Raw genomic sequence first — 16,695 nt, forward strand, 5'->3', positions numbered from 1 at the left:
CCTAGGCTGACCGGCATGGCAGGCAAGGCGGCAGCGGTGGAGTTGGAAGTCGGGGACCGGACCGTGCGGGTCTCCCACCCGGACAAGGTGTACTTTCCCGAACCCGGCTACACCAAGCTCGACATGGTCACCTACTACCTGACCGTCGGCGACGGCATCACCCGCGCCCTGCGGAACCGGCCCACCACGCTGGAGCGCTACCCCGACGGGGTGACCGGCGAGTCCTTCTTCCAGAAGCGTGCCCCGAAGTACCTGCCCGAATGGATCCCGACGGCCCACATCACCTTCCCCAGTGGCCGGTCGGCCGACGAGATGTGCCCCACGGAGCCGGCCGCCGTGCTCTGGGCCGCCAACCTCGGCGCCGTCACCTTCCACCCCTGGCCCGTACGCCGGGAGGACACCGATCACCCCGACGAACTGCGGATCGACCTCGACCCGCAGCCCGGCACGGAGTACGCCGACGCCGTCCGCGCCGCCCACGAGCTGCGTGCCGTGCTCGACGAGCACGGGCTGCGCGGCTGGCCGAAGACCTCGGGCGGGCGGGGGCTCCACGTCTTCGTCCCGATCGTGCCCGAGTGGACCTTCACGCAGGTCAGGAGGGCGGCCATCGCCTGCGGTCGTGAGCTGGAGCGGCGGATGCCGGAGCGGGTGACCACGAGGTGGTGGAAGGAGGAGCGCGGGGAGCGGATCTTCGTCGACTACAACCAGACCGCCCGGGACCGCACCATCGCCTCCGCCTACTCCGTACGCCCTCGTCCGCACGCTCCCGTCTCGGCCCCGCTGCGGTGGGAGGAGATCGACGACGCGGTACCCCGCGACTTCGACATCAGGACGATGCAGGTCCGGTACGCCGACCTCGGCGACGTCCACGCGGACATGGACGAGGAGCGCTTCAGCCTGGAGTCCCTGCTCGAACTGGCCCGGCGTGACGAGGCGGAGCACGGGCTCGGGGACCTGCCGTATCCGCCGGAGTATCCGAAGATGCCGGGCGAGCCGAAGCGGGTCCAGCCGAGCCGGGCGAAGAAGGAGCCGGAGGAGGAGCCGGAGGACGAGACGGAGGCAGGCGGCTGAGCAGAGTGTTCGGGCGGATCGGCGTCTTCCGGGTGGGCGCCGATCCGCCCTCTCGTTCACTCTAAAACAACACGAACGGTCGTGCTAGCATTTTTCCTACCCAGGCACACCGAGGAGATCCGGCATGTACCCGATGGCTCCGCTCGTTCGCACCGTCCTGAACACCGCCGCCCGCGTCGCCCCGGGACCGGCCGGCCGCTTGGCCTTCCACCTCTTCGTCCGACCGCTCGGCCGGCCCCGGCCGAGGCCCGAGGAACAGGCCCTCTTCGCCGCCGCCCGTACGGGCAGCCTCCACGTCCGGGGCAAGGAGGTCGTCACCTACGCCTGGGGTGACGGCCGCCGGCCGGTCCTGCTCGTCCACGGCTGGTCCTCGCGCGCCTCACGGCTCACCGCCTTCGCCGAGGGGCTCCTCGATCGCGGCTACAGCCCGGTCGCGTTCGACGCACCCGGCCACGGGGAGTCCTCGGGCAGGGCGAGCAACATCATCGAATACCGGGAGATCATCCGGGAGTTGCACGGGCGGCACGGAGACTTCGACGCCGTCGTCGCCCACTCCTTCGGCGTCCTCGCCACCCACTTCGCCCTCCGTGACGGCGTCCGCGCCGGCCGACTCGTCGGCGTCGGTGGTGTCGGCTCCTTCAGCATGCTGCTCGCGAGCTTCCAAGGGGGCTTCTGTGTGGGCGAGTCGGTGGTCCGGCGTATGCGCGAGCACGTCGAGCGACGGGTCGCGCCGGGCGAGCCCGGGATCTGGGAGCGGTTCGACGCCGACCGGTCGGCCGCCGAACTCGACCTCCCCGTACTGCTGTTCCACGACGAGGGCGACGACATGGTGCCGCTCGCCCAGGCGCGCCGCCTCGCCCGCGCCCACGGCGACCGGGCCCGGCTCGTCGTCACACGAGGCCTCGGACACCGCCGCATCCTGACGGATCCGGGGGTGGTGGCCGAGGCCCTGGACTTCGTGACCGCCGGCTCCGTGGCGGAGCCGGCGGTCACGGTGCCCGACGGGCGACGGGTGGCCGGCTGACCACCACGGGCCGACCGCGCGGCCGTGGGGCCTTGGGGCCTTGGGGTGCGGTGGGTACGCCCGCCGAGTCCGCCCGCTGCGCACACCCGGGATGCGGCGGGTGCGGGGCGTGAGAGAAGCACCCTTGGGACAGAGTCGGCAGAACCGGCAGGGCGGGCAGAGTTGAGCGGGGCGGGCCGGGCCGGACCCTGCCGGGCCGTGCCGAGCCGATCAGGCCGGGTCGGTGAGTGCCGCGCGGCCCCGGTCCGTGGCCGAGGAGCGCAGCCGGGCCGTGACGCCCCGCTCGGCACGGCCGTAGGCCAGGGTGTCGCCCAGGAGCACGGACTGCGCGTTGGCCGCCTCCATGAGGGCGATCACCTCGAAGGCCAGCTGCTCCACGTCAAGGTCCTCGGTGAAGTCGCCCACCGCGCGCGCCTCCGTCAGGGTCCGCTCCATGTACGCGGTCCAGTCGCGCCTGGTCTGGGCCACGGCGTCGTGGACCGGGCCCGTGCGGGCGTCGAACTCGGCCGAGACCGCGTAGAAGAAGCAGCCGCCCGCGAAGACCCGCTCCGAGGAGTACGTCAGCCAGTTCCGGCACAGCTCGCGCACCCGCGGAGCGCCCGGCGGCATCTCCTTCAGCGGGGTGACGACCCGGTCGGCGAAGACGGCGACGGCGGCCCGGACGGTGGCGAGCTGGAGTTCCTCCTTGGAGCCGAAGAGGGCGAAGACGCCGCTCTTGCTCAGCTCCAGCTCGGTCGCGATCCGCCCCAGGGACAGGCCTTCGAGCCCCTCGACGGACGCGATGTCCATGGTCCGGCCGAGCACGAGGCGCCGTGTCTGGTTGCCGCGCTCGACGCGTCCGTCCGTCTTGGTGCCGGTGCCGGTGCCGGTGCCGGTGCCGGTGCCCGTACCCGTGGCGTTTCCGGTGCTGCCGCTCATGCCCCCATCGTACTGAACGCACGACCGTGCGGATATCTCCGTACGGTCATACGCCCGCACGCCCGCATGCCCATACGCCGCACGCTCATGCGCTGGTACGTCCGCACGCCAGCACGCCAGCACGCCAGTACGCCAGGGCGTCCGCACGCCCGCCCGCCCGCGGGCTTCTGCGCCGAGCCGTGCGGTCAGGCGCGGAAGGCGTCCGCGTGGTCGGAGGCCCACCGGGCGAAGCTCCGGGGCGGACGGCCGAGGACGTCCTCGACCGTCGTCGTCACCTCGGCCACCGACGCGGGCACCGTCGCCCACATGTGCAGCATGAAGGCGATGCCCTCCTCGGGCAGGCCCTCGGCCCGCCACTGGCGGCGCGCCTGGTCGTCGGTCAGTTCGGTGAAGCGGAGTTCGCGGCCGGTCGCCGCCGCGAGCGCGGCCACCTTGTCGGCCGGGCTGAGTGCCTCCGGCCCGGTCACGACGAGCCGCCGCCCCGCGTGGCCGCCCCGAGCGAGCAGGGCCGCGATCACCTCCGCGACGTCCGCCTCGTCGGCCGATGCCGTCCTGCGCGCCGCGTACGGCTCGCGGACCTCCGCCGTGGCGCGGATGGCGTCGGCCCAGCCCAGGGCGTTGGGCATGAGGTCGATCGGCCAGTCGAACGTCCACTCCACTCCGCCGGCCCGTACCGCGTGCTCCAACTCGCCGCCCTCGTCGGGGGCGAGGACCGTCAGGCGGCGTACCCCCGCCGCGGTGGCCATCGCCATGATCTCCGGCCCGGTCCGCAGCGGGGCGTGGTCGTGGCCGGTGGCTCCGAGCAGATGGACGGCGGAGACCCCGTCGAGGGCCGCGGTCAGGGTCCGCGGTTCGGTGAGGTCGCCGCCCACCACCTCCACGTCGCCGGGCAGGCCGGTCCTCCCGCCCGGGGTGCGGGTGAGCGCCCGTACCGTCCGTCCCTCGCGCCGGAGGCGATCGACCACCCGGCGCCCCAGGGTTCCCGTCGCACCGGTCACCAGAACCGTCATGCCGCTCACTCCTCTTCCGCGCGGGACGGCGGCCGGAAGTGTCCGAATCACGGCCGCACGGAACGGACGGTAGGCGCCGTATAGGCCGGATCCTGTCCTACTTCACCGCGCGGCGAGCTCCCCGGCCTGCGCTCCGGGGTCCCGCCGCTCGGTCGGAGCGAGGAGCAGCACCTCCAGTGCCCTGGCGCAGGACCTCGCCTGTGCCAGGTACCAGTCGAGCCGCGCGTCGGTGATCAGCTCCGGCGTCGCACGGAGCGCGAGAGCGAACCGCGCGTGCCCCGCCCGCTCCAGGACCGGTACGGCCACGGTCCGTACCCCGTGGGCCGACTCGCCGTCGTTGAGGGCGTACCCCGCCTCCCGTACGCGCGCCAACTCGGCGTCCAGGGCCGGAGGTTCGACGATGGTCCGTTCGGTGAACGCGTACAGCGGCGGCAGGGACCGCGGGCCGCCCTCGCCCGCCCGGGGCCAGGCGAGCAGTACCTTGCCGAGCGCCGTCGAGTGCAGCGGCCGGCGCAGACCGACCTTCGGGGTCACCGATCCGCCCGCCACGATCACGACGTGCGGGCCGCTGCGCAGCGCCAAGTCGGCCGTCGCGCCCGTCCGTTCGGCCAGATCGGAGAGTTCCGGCGCGGCCAGGTGCAGCCCACGCTGGTGGTAGGAGAGACGGCCCAGTTCCGTCACGGCCGGGCCGAGCCGGTATCGGGCGGTCCGGGCGTCCTGTTCCAGGAAGCCCGCACCGAGCAGGGTGCGTGCCAGCCGGTGCGCCGTGGAGGTGGAGAGCCCGAGCCGGCGTGCGAGTTCGGAGGCGCTCAGATCGGGCCCGTTGTCGTGGAAACAGTGCAGCACGTCCAGTGCGCGGCGGACCGCCTGGGCGCCCGCCGGGGGTCGGGCGATGCCGGCCTCGGTCGTCATAGGGTTCGCTCCCCGTGGGTGATCGGGCTCCCACGCTCCCACATGGCGGGAGTCGATTCAGGGACGGGACAAGGTCGGAAACACTCTGTTCATACGCAATCCCACATTGTGGGAGTCGAGTTGTGAGCGCCGGACCTTCCGTGGCAGGGTTCCGGCCAACACACCACAGCGGCGACGACGCGGAGGGAGCAGGCCGGCGATGAACGAACGACGTACCGCACGCTCCACGCGCACCGCCTCCCCCGTGCCGCTCGCACTCACCCGACGCCGCCACATCGACCTGGCGCGTGTCGCCGGCGCCACCTGTCGCTGACGCATTCCGTACGCCGTCACCCAGCGCGCACCGTCGTAAGGCCCGGCGCGTACCGGCGTACGGTCACCCAGCGCGTACCGGCGTACCGCCCAGCACGCACTGGCGTACCGGCGTACGGTCACCCAGCGCGTACCGGCGTACCGCCCAGCACGCACTGGCGTACCGGCGTACGGTCACCCAGCGCGTACCGGCGTACCGCCCAGCACGCACTGGCGTACCGGCGTACCGCCCCGCGCGTAGCGGCGCACCGCACGGCATGACCGGCGCCCCTTCCGCGCCGATCTCCCTCCCGCGCTGACGCCGTCCGCCGCCCCGGCTCGTTCCCTCGTGCCGGCGTGCCCGACCCACGCGCTCCCCTTCACGTCACCGCGCCGCCCCCTACCCGTACCCGGGCGCCGGCGCGGCCGACGCCTTCGCCGGTCGGGCCCCTCCCGACCCACCACACCCCGGGACTCCCTCCATGACCCCTGCCCGCGTTCCCGACACGCTCTGGTTCACCCGCTGCCCCGTTCCCACCGCGACCGGTGTCGCCGCCGACCGCGGCTGGCTCGCCGGGGAGTTCGCCCCGGACGGCATCGCCGTCCGCTCGCTCCAGGACGCCGACCCCGGCGCCGACCGTGCCGCCCACTTCACGCACGCCCTCCCCGGCCTCTTCCGCGAGGGCGGCAACGTGCCCGCGCTGTGGGCCCGTTCACTCGGTGAGCGCACCAGGCTCGTCGGACTCACCTGGATCGAGGAGCGGCAGGCGGTGCTCGTCGCCCCCGGCTCCCCGGCGCGCGGAGCTGCCGCCCTGCGCGGCCTCCGGCTCGCTGTACCCCGCCACTCCGTGCCCATCGACTTCTGGCGGGCCATGGCCCTGCGCGGCTTCGAGGGCGCCCTCGCCTCGGCAGGGTACGGACTCGCCGACGCCGTCCTCGTCGACGTCCCCGCCGACGGGCACACCGGCCAGTGGGCGGCGGAGCTGGCCGCCCTGCGCCGGGGCGAGGTCGACGCCGTCTACGTGAAGGGCGCCCTCGCCGTCGAGGCGGCCCGCCGCGCCGGGGCCGAGGTGGCGGTGGAACTCGACGAACTCCCCGACCCCGCCCACCGCGTCAACAACGGCACCCCCCGCCCCCTCACCGTGCACCAGGACCTCCTGGACGAACACCCCGAGCTCGTCGCCCGCTTCCTCGCCGTCCTGCTGCGCGCCGCCGACTGGGCCGCGGACGAGCCCGCCGAGGTCGCCCGCATCCTCGGCGCCGAGACGGGCGCGGGCGCCGAGGGGGTCGCCGGCGCCTACCGGCCCGGCACCCACCGCACCCTCCACCCGGACCTGTCCGCCACCCGGCTCGATCTGCTCGCCCGGCAGGAGGCGGCGCTGCGCGCCCACGGCTTCCTGCCCGAGGCCGTGGACGTACGGGCCTGGGCCGACCCGGAGCCGCTGCGCCGGGCCCGTCTCCTCGTACCCGCCGCGGGGCAGCAGCCGTCGCAGCCTGTCGCGTAACCGAGTAACCGAGTAACCGAGTAACCGAGTAACCCCGCACCCCGGAAACCCCCGCCTTCCCCTTCCCTCCCCTCCCCTCCCCGAAGGACGACCGTCATGCGCCCACGCACGAAGCTCGCCGCTCTGGTGGCCCTTGCCGCCCTCTCCACCGTCACCGCCTGCGGAGGCGACCCGAAGGGAACGGAGGGAAAGAACGGCGCGAACAGCACCGCCACGGTCACCGTCCGCATCCCCGACCCCGGCAACGCCGGCGTCCTCGCCCGGGGCAAGAAGGACGGCAGCCTCGACAAGGCCCTCGCCGCCGTCGGCGCCAAGGTGGCCTGGACCGGCAGCGCCGGTCCCTTCGCCCCCGCCGCCCAGGCCATGAACGCCGACCAGCTCGACATCGCGACCGGCTCCATCACCTCCGGCATCACCTCCCTCTCCCAGAGCCCCGGCTTCGCCTTCTTCACCGCCACCGACCCCGACCCCGTCGGCGAGGGCATCCTCGTCCGCGAAGGCTCGGACATCGCCTCCGTCAAGGACCTCGTCGGCCGCAAGGTCGCCGTCAACAAGGGCGGCACCGGCGAGTACCTGCTGCTCAAGGCCCTCGCCCGGGCCGGTGTCCCCGCCGACCGGGTCGAGCGGGTCTACCTGCGCCCCGACCAGACCGCCGCCGTCTTCAACGCCGGCCAGGTCGACGCCTGGGCCGTCTGGTCCACCTACGCCGTCGCCGAGATCGGCTCCGGCAAGGCGCACTTCGTCGCCGACGGCACAGCCATCGGATCCGACAACTACAGCCTCAACGCGGTCCGTTCGGACTTCGCCGAGCAGCACCCCGAAGTCGTGAAGGCGCTCTACCGCTACCTCCGCGAGAACAGCGCCAAGGAGAGGCGGGACCCGGCCGCGTACCTCAACGTCTTCACCGACGCCGGCCCCACCGCCGTCAACGGAAAGGCCAAGGAGGTCCAGATCGGCTTCACCCGCGAGGGAGGCACCGTCGACCCGATCGGCGCCGAGGACATCAAGCGCTTCGAGACGGTCGCCCAGTTCTACGCCGACCAGAAGGTCACGCCGAACAAGGTCGACATCGCCGCCCATCTCCTCGACATCGAGAAGCTCTCATGACGACCACCGGCCTCGTCGCGCCCCGCCCGCCCGTCCGCCGCCCCCGCTCCCGTACCCACTCCGTCACCGTCCGGACCCTCGGCCCGGTCGCCCTCCTCGCCCTGTGGTGGGCCTCCTCGGCCACCGGCCTCCTCACCCCCGACGTCCTGGCGTCGCCGACGCAAGTCATCGACGCGGTAGGGGAGTTGTGGGGGAACGGGCAGCTGCCGGACGCGCTGGCGACCTCCCTCACCCGCTCGGGAATCGGTCTCGTCATCGGCCTCACCGCCGGGCTCACGCTCGGCATCACCACCGGCTTCACCCGGCTCGGCGACGAACTCCTCGACTCCTCCCTCCAGACCCTGCGGACCATCCCCTTCCTCTCCCTCGTCCCGCTCTTCATGGTGTGGTTCGGCATCAACGAGACCGCGAAGATCCTGCTCATCGCGGTCGCCACCACCTTCCCCATGTACGTCTCCACCTCCGGCGGCGTCCGCAACACCGACCGCAAGCTCGTCGAGGCCATGCGCAGCTTCGGCCTCGGCCGCCTGGCGATCGTCCGGCAGGTCGTCCTGCCGGGCGCGCTGCCCTCGCTCCTCGCCGGGCTGCGGCTCTCCATGACGCTGAGCGTCATCGCGCTCATCGCCGCGGAGGAGATCAACGCCACCGAGGGCATCGGCTATCTGATGTCCCAGGCGCAGAGCTACGCCCGCACCGACATCCTCGCCGTCTGCATCCTCGTGTACGGGCTCCTCGGCCTCGCCGCAGACGTCCTCGTCCGCGGCCTGGAGCGGGTCCTCATGCCCTGGCGCACGGCCGGCCCCGGGGGAGGAGACCGATGAGCACGGACACGGACACATTCGCGGCCACGGACACGGACACGGCCGTACGGGTACGGGGTCTGCGCCGCGTCTTCGGCACCCGCGCTGTCCTCGACGGCCTGGACCTCACCCTCGCGCGCGGCGAGTTCCTCGCCCTCCTGGGGGCGAGCGGCAGCGGCAAGACGACCCTGCTCCGCATCCTCGGCGCCCTCGACGGCGCCGACGGGGGAGAGGCCCTCGTCCCCGCCGCCCGCACGATCGTCTTCCAGGAACCGCGGCTCATCCCCTCCAAGAAGGTCCTCGCCAACGTGACCGTCGGGCTGCCGCGCGGGGAGCGGACCCGGGCGACCGGTCTGCGGGCCCTCGCCGAGGTCGGTCTCGACCGTCATGCCGATGCCTGGCCCGCCACCCTCTCCGGCGGTGAGGCCCAGCGCGTCGCACTGGCCAGGGCGCTCGTCAGGGAGCCCGAACTCCTGCTCCTGGACGAGCCGTTCGCCGCGCTGGACGCCCTGACCCGGCTCCGGATGCAGGACCTCGTCGGTGAGCTGCGCCGTATCCACCGCCCGGCAGTCCTCCTCGTCACCCACGACGTCGACGAGGCCGTACGCCTCGCCGACCGGGTCGCCGTCCTGCGCGACGGCCGCCTCGTCACCGACGTGCCCGTCACCGTCGCCCGGCCCCGCGACCCCGGCGACCCGGAGTTCGTCGCCCTGCGCCGACGCCTCCTCGCCGACCTCGGCGTCCACGTACCCCCGTCGCCCGAGGAGGCCGACCCGCCCCGGCTCGAAGAACCCCCCACCCGCACCCCAGGCCACACCTCCGCACCCGCCCCCGCCCCCGTCCTCGCAGAAGGAGCCCCCGCATGACCGTCACCATCGGTGTCCACCGCAGCAACCCCTCCCTCTACCACCTCTCCCGCCTCGGCTACGCGGAGGAGGAGCTCGCCGCCCTCGGCGAGACCGTGACCTGGCACCCGTACACCGACGGCGTCCGTACCGGGGCCTTCCTGGCCGACGGCACCATCGACTTCGGCGGCACCGGCTCCACCCCGCCCGTCACCGCGCAGGCCGCCGGCCACGACATCGTCTACACCGCCGTCTCCGCGCCCCGCCCCGACCACGGCGCCCTCCTCGTCCCCGAGGACAGCCCCGTCCGGACCGTCGCCGACCTCAAGGGCGGCACCGTCCACCTCGCCGTCGGCTCCTGGCAGACACATCTCGTCGCCAAGGCCCTCGACGACGCCGGTCTCTCCTACGCCACCGACATCACTCCCGTACGAGGGGACTCCGGCAGCGAGGAGAAGCTCCGCGCCGGTGAGATCACCGCCTGGGTCGCCCAGGGCGCCGAGCTCGCCGCCGCCCGACGCGCCGGCGGTCTGCGCACCCTGGTCCGCACCGGCGAGATCATCACCGACCGGTCCGTCTTCTTCACCCGCCGGGACCTCGCCGAGCAGCGGCCCGAGCTCGTCGAGGCGCTCACCCGCGCGCTCCGGCGGGCCGACGACTGGGCCGCCGCGCATCCGCGCGAGGCCGCCGAGATCGCCGCGGCCGACCAGGGCGGCACCGCGGACGACTGGGAGACCGCGCTGCGCGCCCTGCCCTGGACGATCGAGCCGGTCACCGAGGAGTTCATCGCCGAGCAGCAGCAGGCCGCGGACATCTTCCACCGCACCGGATTCATCGACCGCGCGATCACCGTCGCCGACGCCCTGCCCCGGAAGGCCTGAGCCCATGACCTCCCCGACACCCCCGGCCTCCCCGACACCATCGGTAACCCCGGCATCCCCGGCACCCTCGGCCTCCCCGACACCATCGGCAACCCCGCCGGCCCCGGCATTCCCCGCGTCCCCGGCGCCCGAAGTCCTCTGGTACATCATTCCGCGCGAAGGCGCCTATCCGTGGGAGCCGGCCGGCCGCCGCCCCGTCGACCTCGGCTATCTCCAGCAGCTCGCCGGCACCGTCGAACGCCTCGGCTACACCGGGGCGTTGCTCGCCACCGACCTCTACGACGTCTGGCCGCTCGGCTCCGCGCTCGCGGCCTCCACCAGCACCCGGTTCAAGCCGCTGCTCGCCGTCCACCCGGGCCTGATCGCCCCCACCCTGCTCGCCAAGATGGCGCTCAGCTTCGACAACCTCTTCGGCGGCCGGCTCCGCTTCAACGTGGTCAACGGTTCCACCTCCGCGCTGCGCGAGTACGGGCTCCACGTCGAGCACGACGAGCGCTACGAACTCAGCGCCGAGTACTGGTCGATCGTCAAACGGCTCACGGCGGGGGAGGTCTTCGACCACAAGGGCCGCTTCTACGACCTCAAGGACGCGGGCGCCTCCTTCCGGGAACTGAGGCCCGTCCAGGAACCGCACGTCCCGCTGTGGTTCGGCGGCTCCTCGGCGCCCGGCATCGAGATGGCCGCCGAGCACGTCGACGTCTACCTCACCTGGGGCGAGCCGCCGCACCTCCTGAAGGAGAAGCTCGACCACGTACGGGCACGGGCCGCGGCCCACGGCCGTACCCTCCGGATCGGGCTTCGGCTGCACCTCATCGTCCGCGACACCGAGGACGAGGCCTGGGCGGCGGCCGACCGGCTGCTCGACGTGACCAGCCAGGCGACGTACGCGCGGCAGCTCGGCGAGCGGGCGGGTGAGGACGGCGTCGGGTGGCAGCGCCAGTTCCGCCAGCACGGCGGCAGGGTCCCCGCGAGGGCGCGCGAACTGGAGGCGTACCCGAACCTCTGGCCCGGCATGAGCCTGTTCCGGCCGGGCCCGGGCACCGCGGTCGTCGGTTCCGCGGCCCAGGTCGTGGAGCGGCTCCAGGAGTACCGGGAGCTGGGCGTGGACACGTTCATCCTGTCCGGGAACCCGCTCCTGGAGGAGGCGTACCGGGTGGCGGAGACGGTTCTCCCGGCGCTGGGTATCCGCCATTGATCGAACGTTGATGGCGTGTTTACGTCGGAGAGGCAACGTGTCCGTCATGCAGACGGATACCGACGTGCTGACCGCTCCCGACTTCTCCTGGCGTGAGAACGCCCTGTGTGCCCAGGCGGGCCCGGAGTTCTTCTTCCCGGCCCCCGGCTCGTCGACGCGCGAGGCCAAGCAGCTGTGCGGGGCGTGCGAGGGGCGCGTGGCGTGCCTGGAGTACGCGCTGACCCACGACGAACGGTTCGGGGTGTGGGGCGGGCTCTCCGAGAAGGAGCGCGGGCGGCTCAAGCGGCAGCAGGGCCGCGGCTGAGCCGCACGGGCTCCCGGGGACCGGAACCGCGCCCAGGCCCGGAGAGTCCCAGGACCCCGGGCCCCGAGAGCCCCGGGCGTCCAGAGCCCCAGGCGCCCAGAGCCGCGGGACCCCGGAGCCCCAGGCCGCGATTGGTCAGGGCCCGGGCCCTCTGTGGTGCGGCGGCGGGTGGCTCGGAGTGGTGCGGCGGCGGGTGGCTCAGCCGGCCGCGCGGGCCGCCATGCGGGCCTTGCGGGCCGCGAGCTTCTCGTCGAACTTGCTGGCCTCGCTGTCCAGGCCGCTCATGTAGAGGCCCAGCTCGTCCTGGGCGCGCAGGCCCTCCGGCCCGAGGCCCTCGATCTGGAGGACCTTGAGGAAGCGCAGGACCGGCTGGAGGACGTCGTCGTGGTGGATGCGCATGTTGTAGATCTCGCCGATCGCCATCTGCGCCGCCGCCCGCTCGAAGCCCGGCATGCCGTGTCCGGGCATCCGGAAGTTCACGACCACGTCCCGCACGGCCATCATGGTCAGGTCGGGGGCGAGCTCGAAGGCCGCGCCCAGCAGGTTCCGGTAGAAGACCATGTGCAGGTTCTCGTCGGTGGCGATGCGGGCGAGCATCCGGTCGCAGACCGGGTCGCCGGACTGGTGGCCGGTGTTCCGGTGCGAGATGCGGGTGGCGAGCTCCTGGAAGGCGACGTACGCCACGGAGTGCAGCATCGAGTGCCGGTTGTCGGACTCGAAGCCCTCGCTCATGTGCGACATCCGGAACTGCTCCAGCTTGTCCGGGTCGACGGCGCGCGAGGCGAGGAGGTAGTCGCGCATCACGATGCCGTGCCGGCCCTCCTCGGCGGTCCAGCGGTGCACCCAGGTGCCCCAGGCGCCGTCGCGGCCGAAGAGGCTGGCGATCTCGTGGTGGTAGCTAGGGAGGTTGTCCTCGGTGAGCAGGTTCACCACGAGGGCGATCTTGCCGATGTCGGTGACCTTGGACTGCGCCGGGTCCCAGGCCTCGCCGTCCTCGAAGAACCCGGGGAAGTTCCGGCCGTCGGACCAGGGCACGTACTCGTGCGGCATCCAGTCCTTGGTGACCTTCAGGTGCCGGTTGAGCTCCTGCTCCACTACCTCTTCCAGCGCGTAGAGCAGGCGCGCGTCGGTCCACTCCGCCGAGCTGCCGAGGTGGGGAGAGGTGAGCGTCACGGGAACTCCTGGGGACGGGAGAGAAGGGCATACGGGCTTACCTACGTATTCGTAGGTTACGAGACCGTAGGTTAAGGCTCCGTAAGGCGTCGGCCAAGCCCGTCCGGGCGATGTCCGGTTACGTTCCGTTATGTACGCTGCTCCTGTGGGGTGCTGGAGACGCAGGTCACTGTCCTGGTCGCTCGATGGCGGGCGACCGGTCGGCTACTCAGAGCAGATGGTCGGCGGCGCCGGCCTTGACCGCGGAGATCAGTGCGCGGAGCGCCTCCACCGAGTCGCTCACGTACTCACCGGGGGTGAGGGTCGAGCCGATGTAGGCGCGGCCGGGGTCGTCGAGGCCGAACCGGAAGCAGTTGGCGCCTTCGCTGCAGAAGGCCTCGTTCCAGTCGATCTCGGCTCCGGCTCCGGCTCCGGCGTCGGTCCGGTTGGCCGCGAGGGTGGTCTCGGTCGTGACGTTCATGGCGGGGCGGTCCTTCACGGATCCTGGGCGATGGTGCGTATGAACGCGCGTGATTCGTTCGTGGACAGGGCGAGCCGCCGCAGCCGCAGCATGTGGCTGCTGGCCGCGGCGGTCGACGCGCACGGCGGTGACGGGGGCCTCGCCCCCGTCCTGACGCCGGGCGGCGGCACCAAATCCTGGGCGTTACTCCACCGTTAGTACCCTGTCGTCACTTCCCTAGCGCTTCGAGGTCACTCCCCGGACCTCCTCCGCCGTCGTCGGCCGCAGCTCACCGTCGAGCAGCAGCCAGCGCGTGATGCCGATCGACTCCAGGAACGCCACGTCGTGACTGGCCACGATCAGCGCCCCCTCGTACGCGTCGAGGGCCGCCGTCAGCTTCCGGACCGACCCCATGTCCAGGTTGTTCGTCGGCTCGTCCAGCATCAGCAACTGCGGAGCCGGTTCCGCGAGGAGCAACGCCGCGAGCGTCGCCCGGAACCGCTCCCCACCCGAGAGAGTGCCCACGGGCTGATCCGCCCGCGCTCCCCGGAAGAGGAACCTCGCCAGCCTGGCCCTGATCGCGTTCCCCGTCGCCGTGGGCGCGAAGCGGGCCACGTTCTCCACCACGCTCAGTCCGTCGTCGAGCACGTCGAGCCGCTGTGGCAGGAACCGGAGCGGCACCCGCGCCTCCGCCTCGCCCGACAGCGGCTCCAACTCTCCCGCGATCGTCCGGAGCAGCGTCGTCTTGCCCGCGCCGTTCCGGCCGACGAGCGCGATCCGCTCCGGCCCGCGCAGCGCGAACTCGCCGCCGACCCTGGCCCCGTAGCGCAGTTCGAGCTCGCGGAGGAAGAGGACCTCGCGCCCCGGCGGTACCGAGGTGCGGGGCAGCTCGACGCGGATCTCGTCGTCGTCGCGCACCGCCTCCACCGCGGCGTCGAGCCGCTCCCGGGCCTCGGAGAGCCGCTCGGTGTGCAGGGTGCGGTGCTTGCCGGCCGCCACCTGCGCGTCGCTCTTGCGGCCGTTCGCCACGATCTTCGGGACGACCTTGTTCTCGAAGCTCTTCTGTGCGTACCGCTTGCGCCGCGCCAACTTGACCTGTGCGTCGCTGAGTTCGCGCTTCTGGCGCTGCACGTCGGCCTCGGCGACGCGCACCATCCGCTCCGCCGCCTCCTGTTCGGCGGCGAGTGCGGTCTCGTACGCGGACCAGGATCCGCCGTACCAGGTGACCTCGCCCTCCCGCAGGTCGGCGATCTGGTCGACGAGCTCCAGGAGTTCACGGTCGTGGCTGACCACGACGAGGACCCCGGACCAGTTCTCCACCGCCTCGTACAGGCGGGCGCGGGCGTGCCGGTCCAGGTTGTTCGTCGGCTCGTCGAGGAGCAGGACGTCGGGCCGGGCGAGCAGCAGCGCCGCGAGGCGCAGCAGGACGGACTCGCCGCCCGAGACCTCGCCGACGGTCCGGTCGAGGCCGACACCGTCGAGTCCGAGCTGGTCGAGGGTGGCGCGGGCCCGCTCCTCGACGTCCCAGTCGTCGGCGAGAGCGGTGAAGTGCTCCTCGGCGGGGTCGCCGCCCTCGATGGCGTGCAGAGCGGCGCGCTTCGCCGCGATGCCGAGGATCTCGTCGACCCGCCGCGAGGTGTCCAGGACCAGGTTCTGCGGCAGGTATCCGAGCTCCCCGGTGACCCGGACCGTGCCGGCGGTCGGGGTCAGCTCGCCGGCGACGAGCTTCAGGAGGGTCGACTTGCCGGAGCCGTTGAGTCCGACGAGACCGGTGCGGCCGGGGCCGACCGCAAGCCGGAAGTCGTCGAGGACCTCGGTGCCGTCGGGCCAGGAGAAGGAGAGCGAGGAACAGGTGATGAAGGTGGGGTGATGCGCCATAGGGGCCTCCCGGATGCGCGAGCGCGAGCGTGACATGGGACGACGCGTGAGACACCGGGGCGCGGGCAGTGTGGAGAACGGCTCGTACGCCGAGGTCGAGAACGGCACACGCGGCACAGGGGGCACGCGCGGCACGGTGTCTCGCAACCTCAGACGAGCAACGTCCTTCTCCGATCGGGTGACGACAAGTTCAGACTCGACGGTACGGCCCGCGTCGGGAGGCGGCAAACGATTTACGGGGGCCGTTCGACACGAGGACCAGGGCGACCAGGACCAGGACCAGGACAAGGGCGAGGACCAGGACGAGGGCAAGGGCGAGGATCAGGATCAGGCACGGTCGCGGAGCAGCTCCGCCAGATCCTCGTCCCAGTCCAGGTACTGGTGCTCGCGCCCGGCCGGTACCAGGTGCTCCGAACGCTCCAGGAAGCGGCGCAGCTCCGAGGTCCGGACGTGGACCATCGCCACCCCTTCCGGGGCGTGGAACTCGACCACCGTACGGTCGTATCCGTACGGGCGCAGGCGGACGTCCCCGACCCCCGCCGGGCGCTCCACCCCCTGGACGAGCAGCTCGCGGGCGAAGGCCCAGGAGACCTCGACGCCCTCCAGGGTCGCCGGTGGCGGAAAGGCCATGCTCACGGCGTACGGGTCCTCGCGGTCGTACCGCAGGGTGGCGGGGACCGTCTCCATCCGGGGAGCGGACGCGACCAGTCGGGCCTGGACGGATTGTTCGATGACGGCGGACAAGGCCGGCTCCTCTCACACGGACTGCGGGTCCTGTGCGTCTCCCCGACACCAGGGCACCTCACACCAGGGAAGACGAGCGGAGCGGCCGGAACGTGCATTCGGGGACCACGTGAGCTGCGTCACCGACGATCGGCGGCGTCGTCGTCCGGCTCCGCGCAGGGGCCCGAGTGGTCGCAGTACGGCTGGTTCCCGGAGGCCCCGCAGCCGCACAGCATCACCCGTGTCTCGTGCCGCTCCCCGTGCGGGCCCGTCACGAGCAGGTCCCCGCGCAGTACGAGCTGGCCGGAGGGGGTGCGGCGCACGGTGGTGGGGGAGTCCGGAGGCTCGGCCGCGGCCTCCGGCGGGTGGTGGTGGTACTGGAGCGCCCCCGAGGGGCAGCGGCGGACCACCTCGGCGACCAGGCCGGGCTCGGCGGCGTCGGGCAGCACCCACGGGCTCCGGGAGAGGTCGAAGACCTCGGGCAGACCGTGCACGCACTCGGCCGCGTGCAGACAGCGCCGTGGCTCGAAAGTGACGGTGATGCCCTCACCCTCGTACTCCTTGAGCTTCGGCTTCTCCTCGGTCGGCGCATGCTCGCCCGTACGGTCGCTCATGCGAC

The 16,695-nt window shown here is 72.6% G+C and carries 19 protein-coding genes; 11 read left to right on the forward strand and 8 right to left on the reverse strand.

Features of this window, described 5'->3' with window-relative positions; translation table 11 throughout:
- The first annotated feature begins 15 nt into the window (after nt 1-15).
- On the forward strand, nt 16-1,071 hold the full coding sequence (ligD, locus tag OG361_RS32755; protein WP_405859301.1) for a non-homologous end-joining DNA ligase: 1,056 nt from the start codon (nt 16-18) through the stop codon (nt 1,069-1,071).
- Nucleotides 1,072-1,195: 124 nt separating this feature from the next.
- Nucleotides 1,196-2,095, forward strand: a complete 900-nt coding sequence (locus OG361_RS32760) for an alpha/beta hydrolase (protein WP_405859302.1) — start codon at nt 1,196-1,198, stop codon at nt 2,093-2,095.
- Nucleotides 2,096-2,305: 210 nt separating this feature from the next.
- Here the strand turns inward: OG361_RS32760 and OG361_RS32765 are convergent, their stop codons facing one another.
- The 3 genes from OG361_RS32765 to OG361_RS32775 form a co-directional block, all read right to left on the reverse strand.
- Nucleotides 2,306-3,013, reverse strand: coding sequence for a TetR/AcrR family transcriptional regulator (locus tag OG361_RS32765; RefSeq protein WP_405859304.1), 708 nt, complete (start codon nt 3,011-3,013; stop codon nt 2,306-2,308).
- 185 nt (nt 3,014-3,198) lie between these two features.
- Nucleotides 3,199-4,023: an NAD(P)H-binding protein gene (locus OG361_RS32770; RefSeq protein WP_405859306.1), complete on the reverse strand. Its 825-nt coding sequence runs from the start codon at nt 4,021-4,023 to the stop codon at nt 3,199-3,201.
- Between the two features lie 102 nt (nt 4,024-4,125).
- Nucleotides 4,126-4,935, reverse strand: a complete 810-nt coding sequence (locus OG361_RS32775; RefSeq protein WP_405859308.1) for an IclR family transcriptional regulator — start codon at nt 4,933-4,935, stop codon at nt 4,126-4,128.
- Nucleotides 4,936-5,134: 199 nt separating this feature from the next.
- Here OG361_RS32775 and OG361_RS32780 point away from each other — a divergent pair, with 199 nt between their 5' ends.
- From OG361_RS32780 to OG361_RS32815, 8 genes are all read left to right on the forward strand, one after another.
- Nucleotides 5,135-5,248 (forward strand): putative leader peptide, encoded by a 114-nt coding sequence (locus OG361_RS32780; protein ID WP_384569494.1) that lies wholly within the window; start codon nt 5,135-5,137, stop codon nt 5,246-5,248.
- A gap of 460 nt (nt 5,249-5,708) precedes the next feature.
- The gene (locus OG361_RS32785; protein WP_405859310.1) at nt 5,709-6,731 is read left to right on the forward strand and encodes an ABC transporter substrate-binding protein; all 1,023 of its coding nucleotides are present in this window, start codon (nt 5,709-5,711) and stop codon (nt 6,729-6,731) included.
- Nucleotides 6,732-6,827: 96 nt separating this feature from the next.
- On the forward strand, nt 6,828-7,838 hold the full coding sequence (locus OG361_RS32790) for an ABC transporter substrate-binding protein (RefSeq protein WP_405859312.1): 1,011 nt from the start codon (nt 6,828-6,830) through the stop codon (nt 7,836-7,838).
- Nucleotides 7,835-8,659 (forward strand): ABC transporter permease, encoded by an 825-nt coding sequence (locus tag OG361_RS32795; protein WP_405859314.1) that lies wholly within the window; start codon nt 7,835-7,837, stop codon nt 8,657-8,659. Before OG361_RS32790 ends, OG361_RS32795 begins: the two co-directional genes overlap by 4 nt.
- On the forward strand, nt 8,656-9,504 hold the full coding sequence (locus OG361_RS32800) for an ABC transporter ATP-binding protein (protein ID WP_405859316.1): 849 nt from the start codon (nt 8,656-8,658) through the stop codon (nt 9,502-9,504). The genes OG361_RS32795 and OG361_RS32800 overlap by 4 nt, the downstream gene beginning before the upstream one ends.
- Nucleotides 9,501-10,364 (forward strand): ABC transporter substrate-binding protein, encoded by an 864-nt coding sequence (locus tag OG361_RS32805; RefSeq protein ID WP_405859318.1) that lies wholly within the window; start codon nt 9,501-9,503, stop codon nt 10,362-10,364. Before OG361_RS32800 ends, OG361_RS32805 begins: the two co-directional genes overlap by 4 nt.
- Before the next feature lie 4 nt (nt 10,365-10,368).
- Entirely contained in the window at nt 10,369-11,559 is a 1,191-nt protein-coding gene (locus OG361_RS32810; RefSeq protein WP_405859320.1) for an LLM class flavin-dependent oxidoreductase, read from the forward strand.
- Nucleotides 11,560-11,605: 46 nt separating this feature from the next.
- Nucleotides 11,606-11,863, forward strand: coding sequence for a WhiB family transcriptional regulator (locus tag OG361_RS32815; protein ID WP_384569474.1), 258 nt, complete (start codon nt 11,606-11,608; stop codon nt 11,861-11,863).
- 198 nt (nt 11,864-12,061) lie between these two features.
- Here the strand turns inward: OG361_RS32815 and OG361_RS32820 are convergent, their stop codons facing one another.
- Both OG361_RS32820 and OG361_RS32825 read right to left on the reverse strand, forming a co-directional pair.
- The gene (locus tag OG361_RS32820) at nt 12,062-13,036 is read right to left on the reverse strand and encodes an acyl-ACP desaturase (protein WP_405859322.1); all 975 of its coding nucleotides are present in this window, start codon (nt 13,034-13,036) and stop codon (nt 12,062-12,064) included.
- A 208-nt stretch (nt 13,037-13,244) separates the two neighbouring features.
- Nucleotides 13,245-13,496, reverse strand: a complete 252-nt coding sequence (locus OG361_RS32825; protein WP_405859324.1) for a hypothetical protein — start codon at nt 13,494-13,496, stop codon at nt 13,245-13,247.
- Nucleotides 13,497-13,535: 39 nt separating this feature from the next.
- Between OG361_RS32825 and OG361_RS32830 the strand changes: the two genes are divergently transcribed.
- Nucleotides 13,536-13,694 (forward strand): hypothetical protein, encoded by a 159-nt coding sequence (locus OG361_RS32830; protein ID WP_405859326.1) that lies wholly within the window; start codon nt 13,536-13,538, stop codon nt 13,692-13,694.
- A gap of 18 nt (nt 13,695-13,712) precedes the next feature.
- On the opposite strand, the gene OG361_RS32835 is transcribed toward OG361_RS32830, so the two are convergent.
- From OG361_RS32835 to OG361_RS32845, 3 genes are all read right to left on the reverse strand, one after another.
- Nucleotides 13,713-15,353 (reverse strand): ABC-F family ATP-binding cassette domain-containing protein, encoded by a 1,641-nt coding sequence (locus OG361_RS32835; RefSeq protein ID WP_405859328.1) that lies wholly within the window; start codon nt 15,351-15,353, stop codon nt 13,713-13,715.
- A gap of 327 nt (nt 15,354-15,680) precedes the next feature.
- Nucleotides 15,681-16,097 carry an SsgA family sporulation/cell division regulator gene (locus OG361_RS32840; protein ID WP_405859330.1) on the reverse strand — a complete coding sequence of 139 codons (417 nt, stop codon included), beginning with the start codon at nt 16,095-16,097 and terminating at the stop codon, nt 15,681-15,683.
- A gap of 119 nt (nt 16,098-16,216) precedes the next feature.
- Nucleotides 16,217-16,690: a (4Fe-4S)-binding protein gene (locus OG361_RS32845; RefSeq protein WP_405859332.1), complete on the reverse strand. Its 474-nt coding sequence runs from the start codon at nt 16,688-16,690 to the stop codon at nt 16,217-16,219.
- Between the last annotated feature and the right edge of the window lie 5 nt (nt 16,691-16,695).

The sequence above is a fragment of the Streptomyces sp. NBC_00090 genome (genome assembly GCF_045160815.1).
GTDB lineage: Bacteria > Actinomycetota > Actinomycetes > Streptomycetales > Streptomycetaceae > Streptomyces.

Coding starts and splice junctions, on each gene's coding strand:
- ligD (WP_405859301.1), top strand. CDS start 16: ATGGCAGGCAAGGCGGCAGCGGTGGAGTTGGAAGTCGGGGACCGGACC.
- OG361_RS32765 (WP_405859304.1), bottom strand. CDS start 3,013: ATGAGCGGCAGCACCGGAAACGCCACGGGTACGGGCACCGGCACCGGC.
- OG361_RS32845 (WP_405859332.1), bottom strand. CDS start 16,690: ATGAGCGACCGTACGGGCGAGCATGCGCCGACCGAGGAGAAGCCGAAG.
- OG361_RS32815 (WP_384569474.1), top strand. CDS start 11,606: ATGCAGACGGATACCGACGTGCTGACCGCTCCCGACTTCTCCTGGCGT.
- OG361_RS32810 (WP_405859320.1), top strand. CDS start 10,369: ATGACCTCCCCGACACCCCCGGCCTCCCCGACACCATCGGTAACCCCG.
- OG361_RS32785 (WP_405859310.1), top strand. CDS start 5,709: ATGACCCCTGCCCGCGTTCCCGACACGCTCTGGTTCACCCGCTGCCCC.
- OG361_RS32775 (WP_405859308.1), bottom strand. CDS start 4,935: ATGACGACCGAGGCCGGCATCGCCCGACCCCCGGCGGGCGCCCAGGCG.
- OG361_RS32825 (WP_405859324.1), bottom strand. CDS start 13,496: ATGAACGTCACGACCGAGACCACCCTCGCGGCCAACCGGACCGACGCC.
- OG361_RS32770 (WP_405859306.1), bottom strand. CDS start 4,023: ATGACGGTTCTGGTGACCGGTGCGACGGGAACCCTGGGGCGCCGGGTG.
- OG361_RS32780 (WP_384569494.1), top strand. CDS start 5,135: ATGAACGAACGACGTACCGCACGCTCCACGCGCACCGCCTCCCCCGTG.
- OG361_RS32790 (WP_405859312.1), top strand. CDS start 6,828: ATGCGCCCACGCACGAAGCTCGCCGCTCTGGTGGCCCTTGCCGCCCTC.
- OG361_RS32830 (WP_405859326.1), top strand. CDS start 13,536: ATGAACGCGCGTGATTCGTTCGTGGACAGGGCGAGCCGCCGCAGCCGC.
- OG361_RS32805 (WP_405859318.1), top strand. CDS start 9,501: ATGACCGTCACCATCGGTGTCCACCGCAGCAACCCCTCCCTCTACCAC.
- OG361_RS32800 (WP_405859316.1), top strand. CDS start 8,656: ATGAGCACGGACACGGACACATTCGCGGCCACGGACACGGACACGGCC.
- OG361_RS32760 (WP_405859302.1), top strand. CDS start 1,196: ATGTACCCGATGGCTCCGCTCGTTCGCACCGTCCTGAACACCGCCGCC.
- OG361_RS32795 (WP_405859314.1), top strand. CDS start 7,835: ATGACGACCACCGGCCTCGTCGCGCCCCGCCCGCCCGTCCGCCGCCCC.
- OG361_RS32835 (WP_405859328.1), bottom strand. CDS start 15,353: ATGGCGCATCACCCCACCTTCATCACCTGTTCCTCGCTCTCCTTCTCC.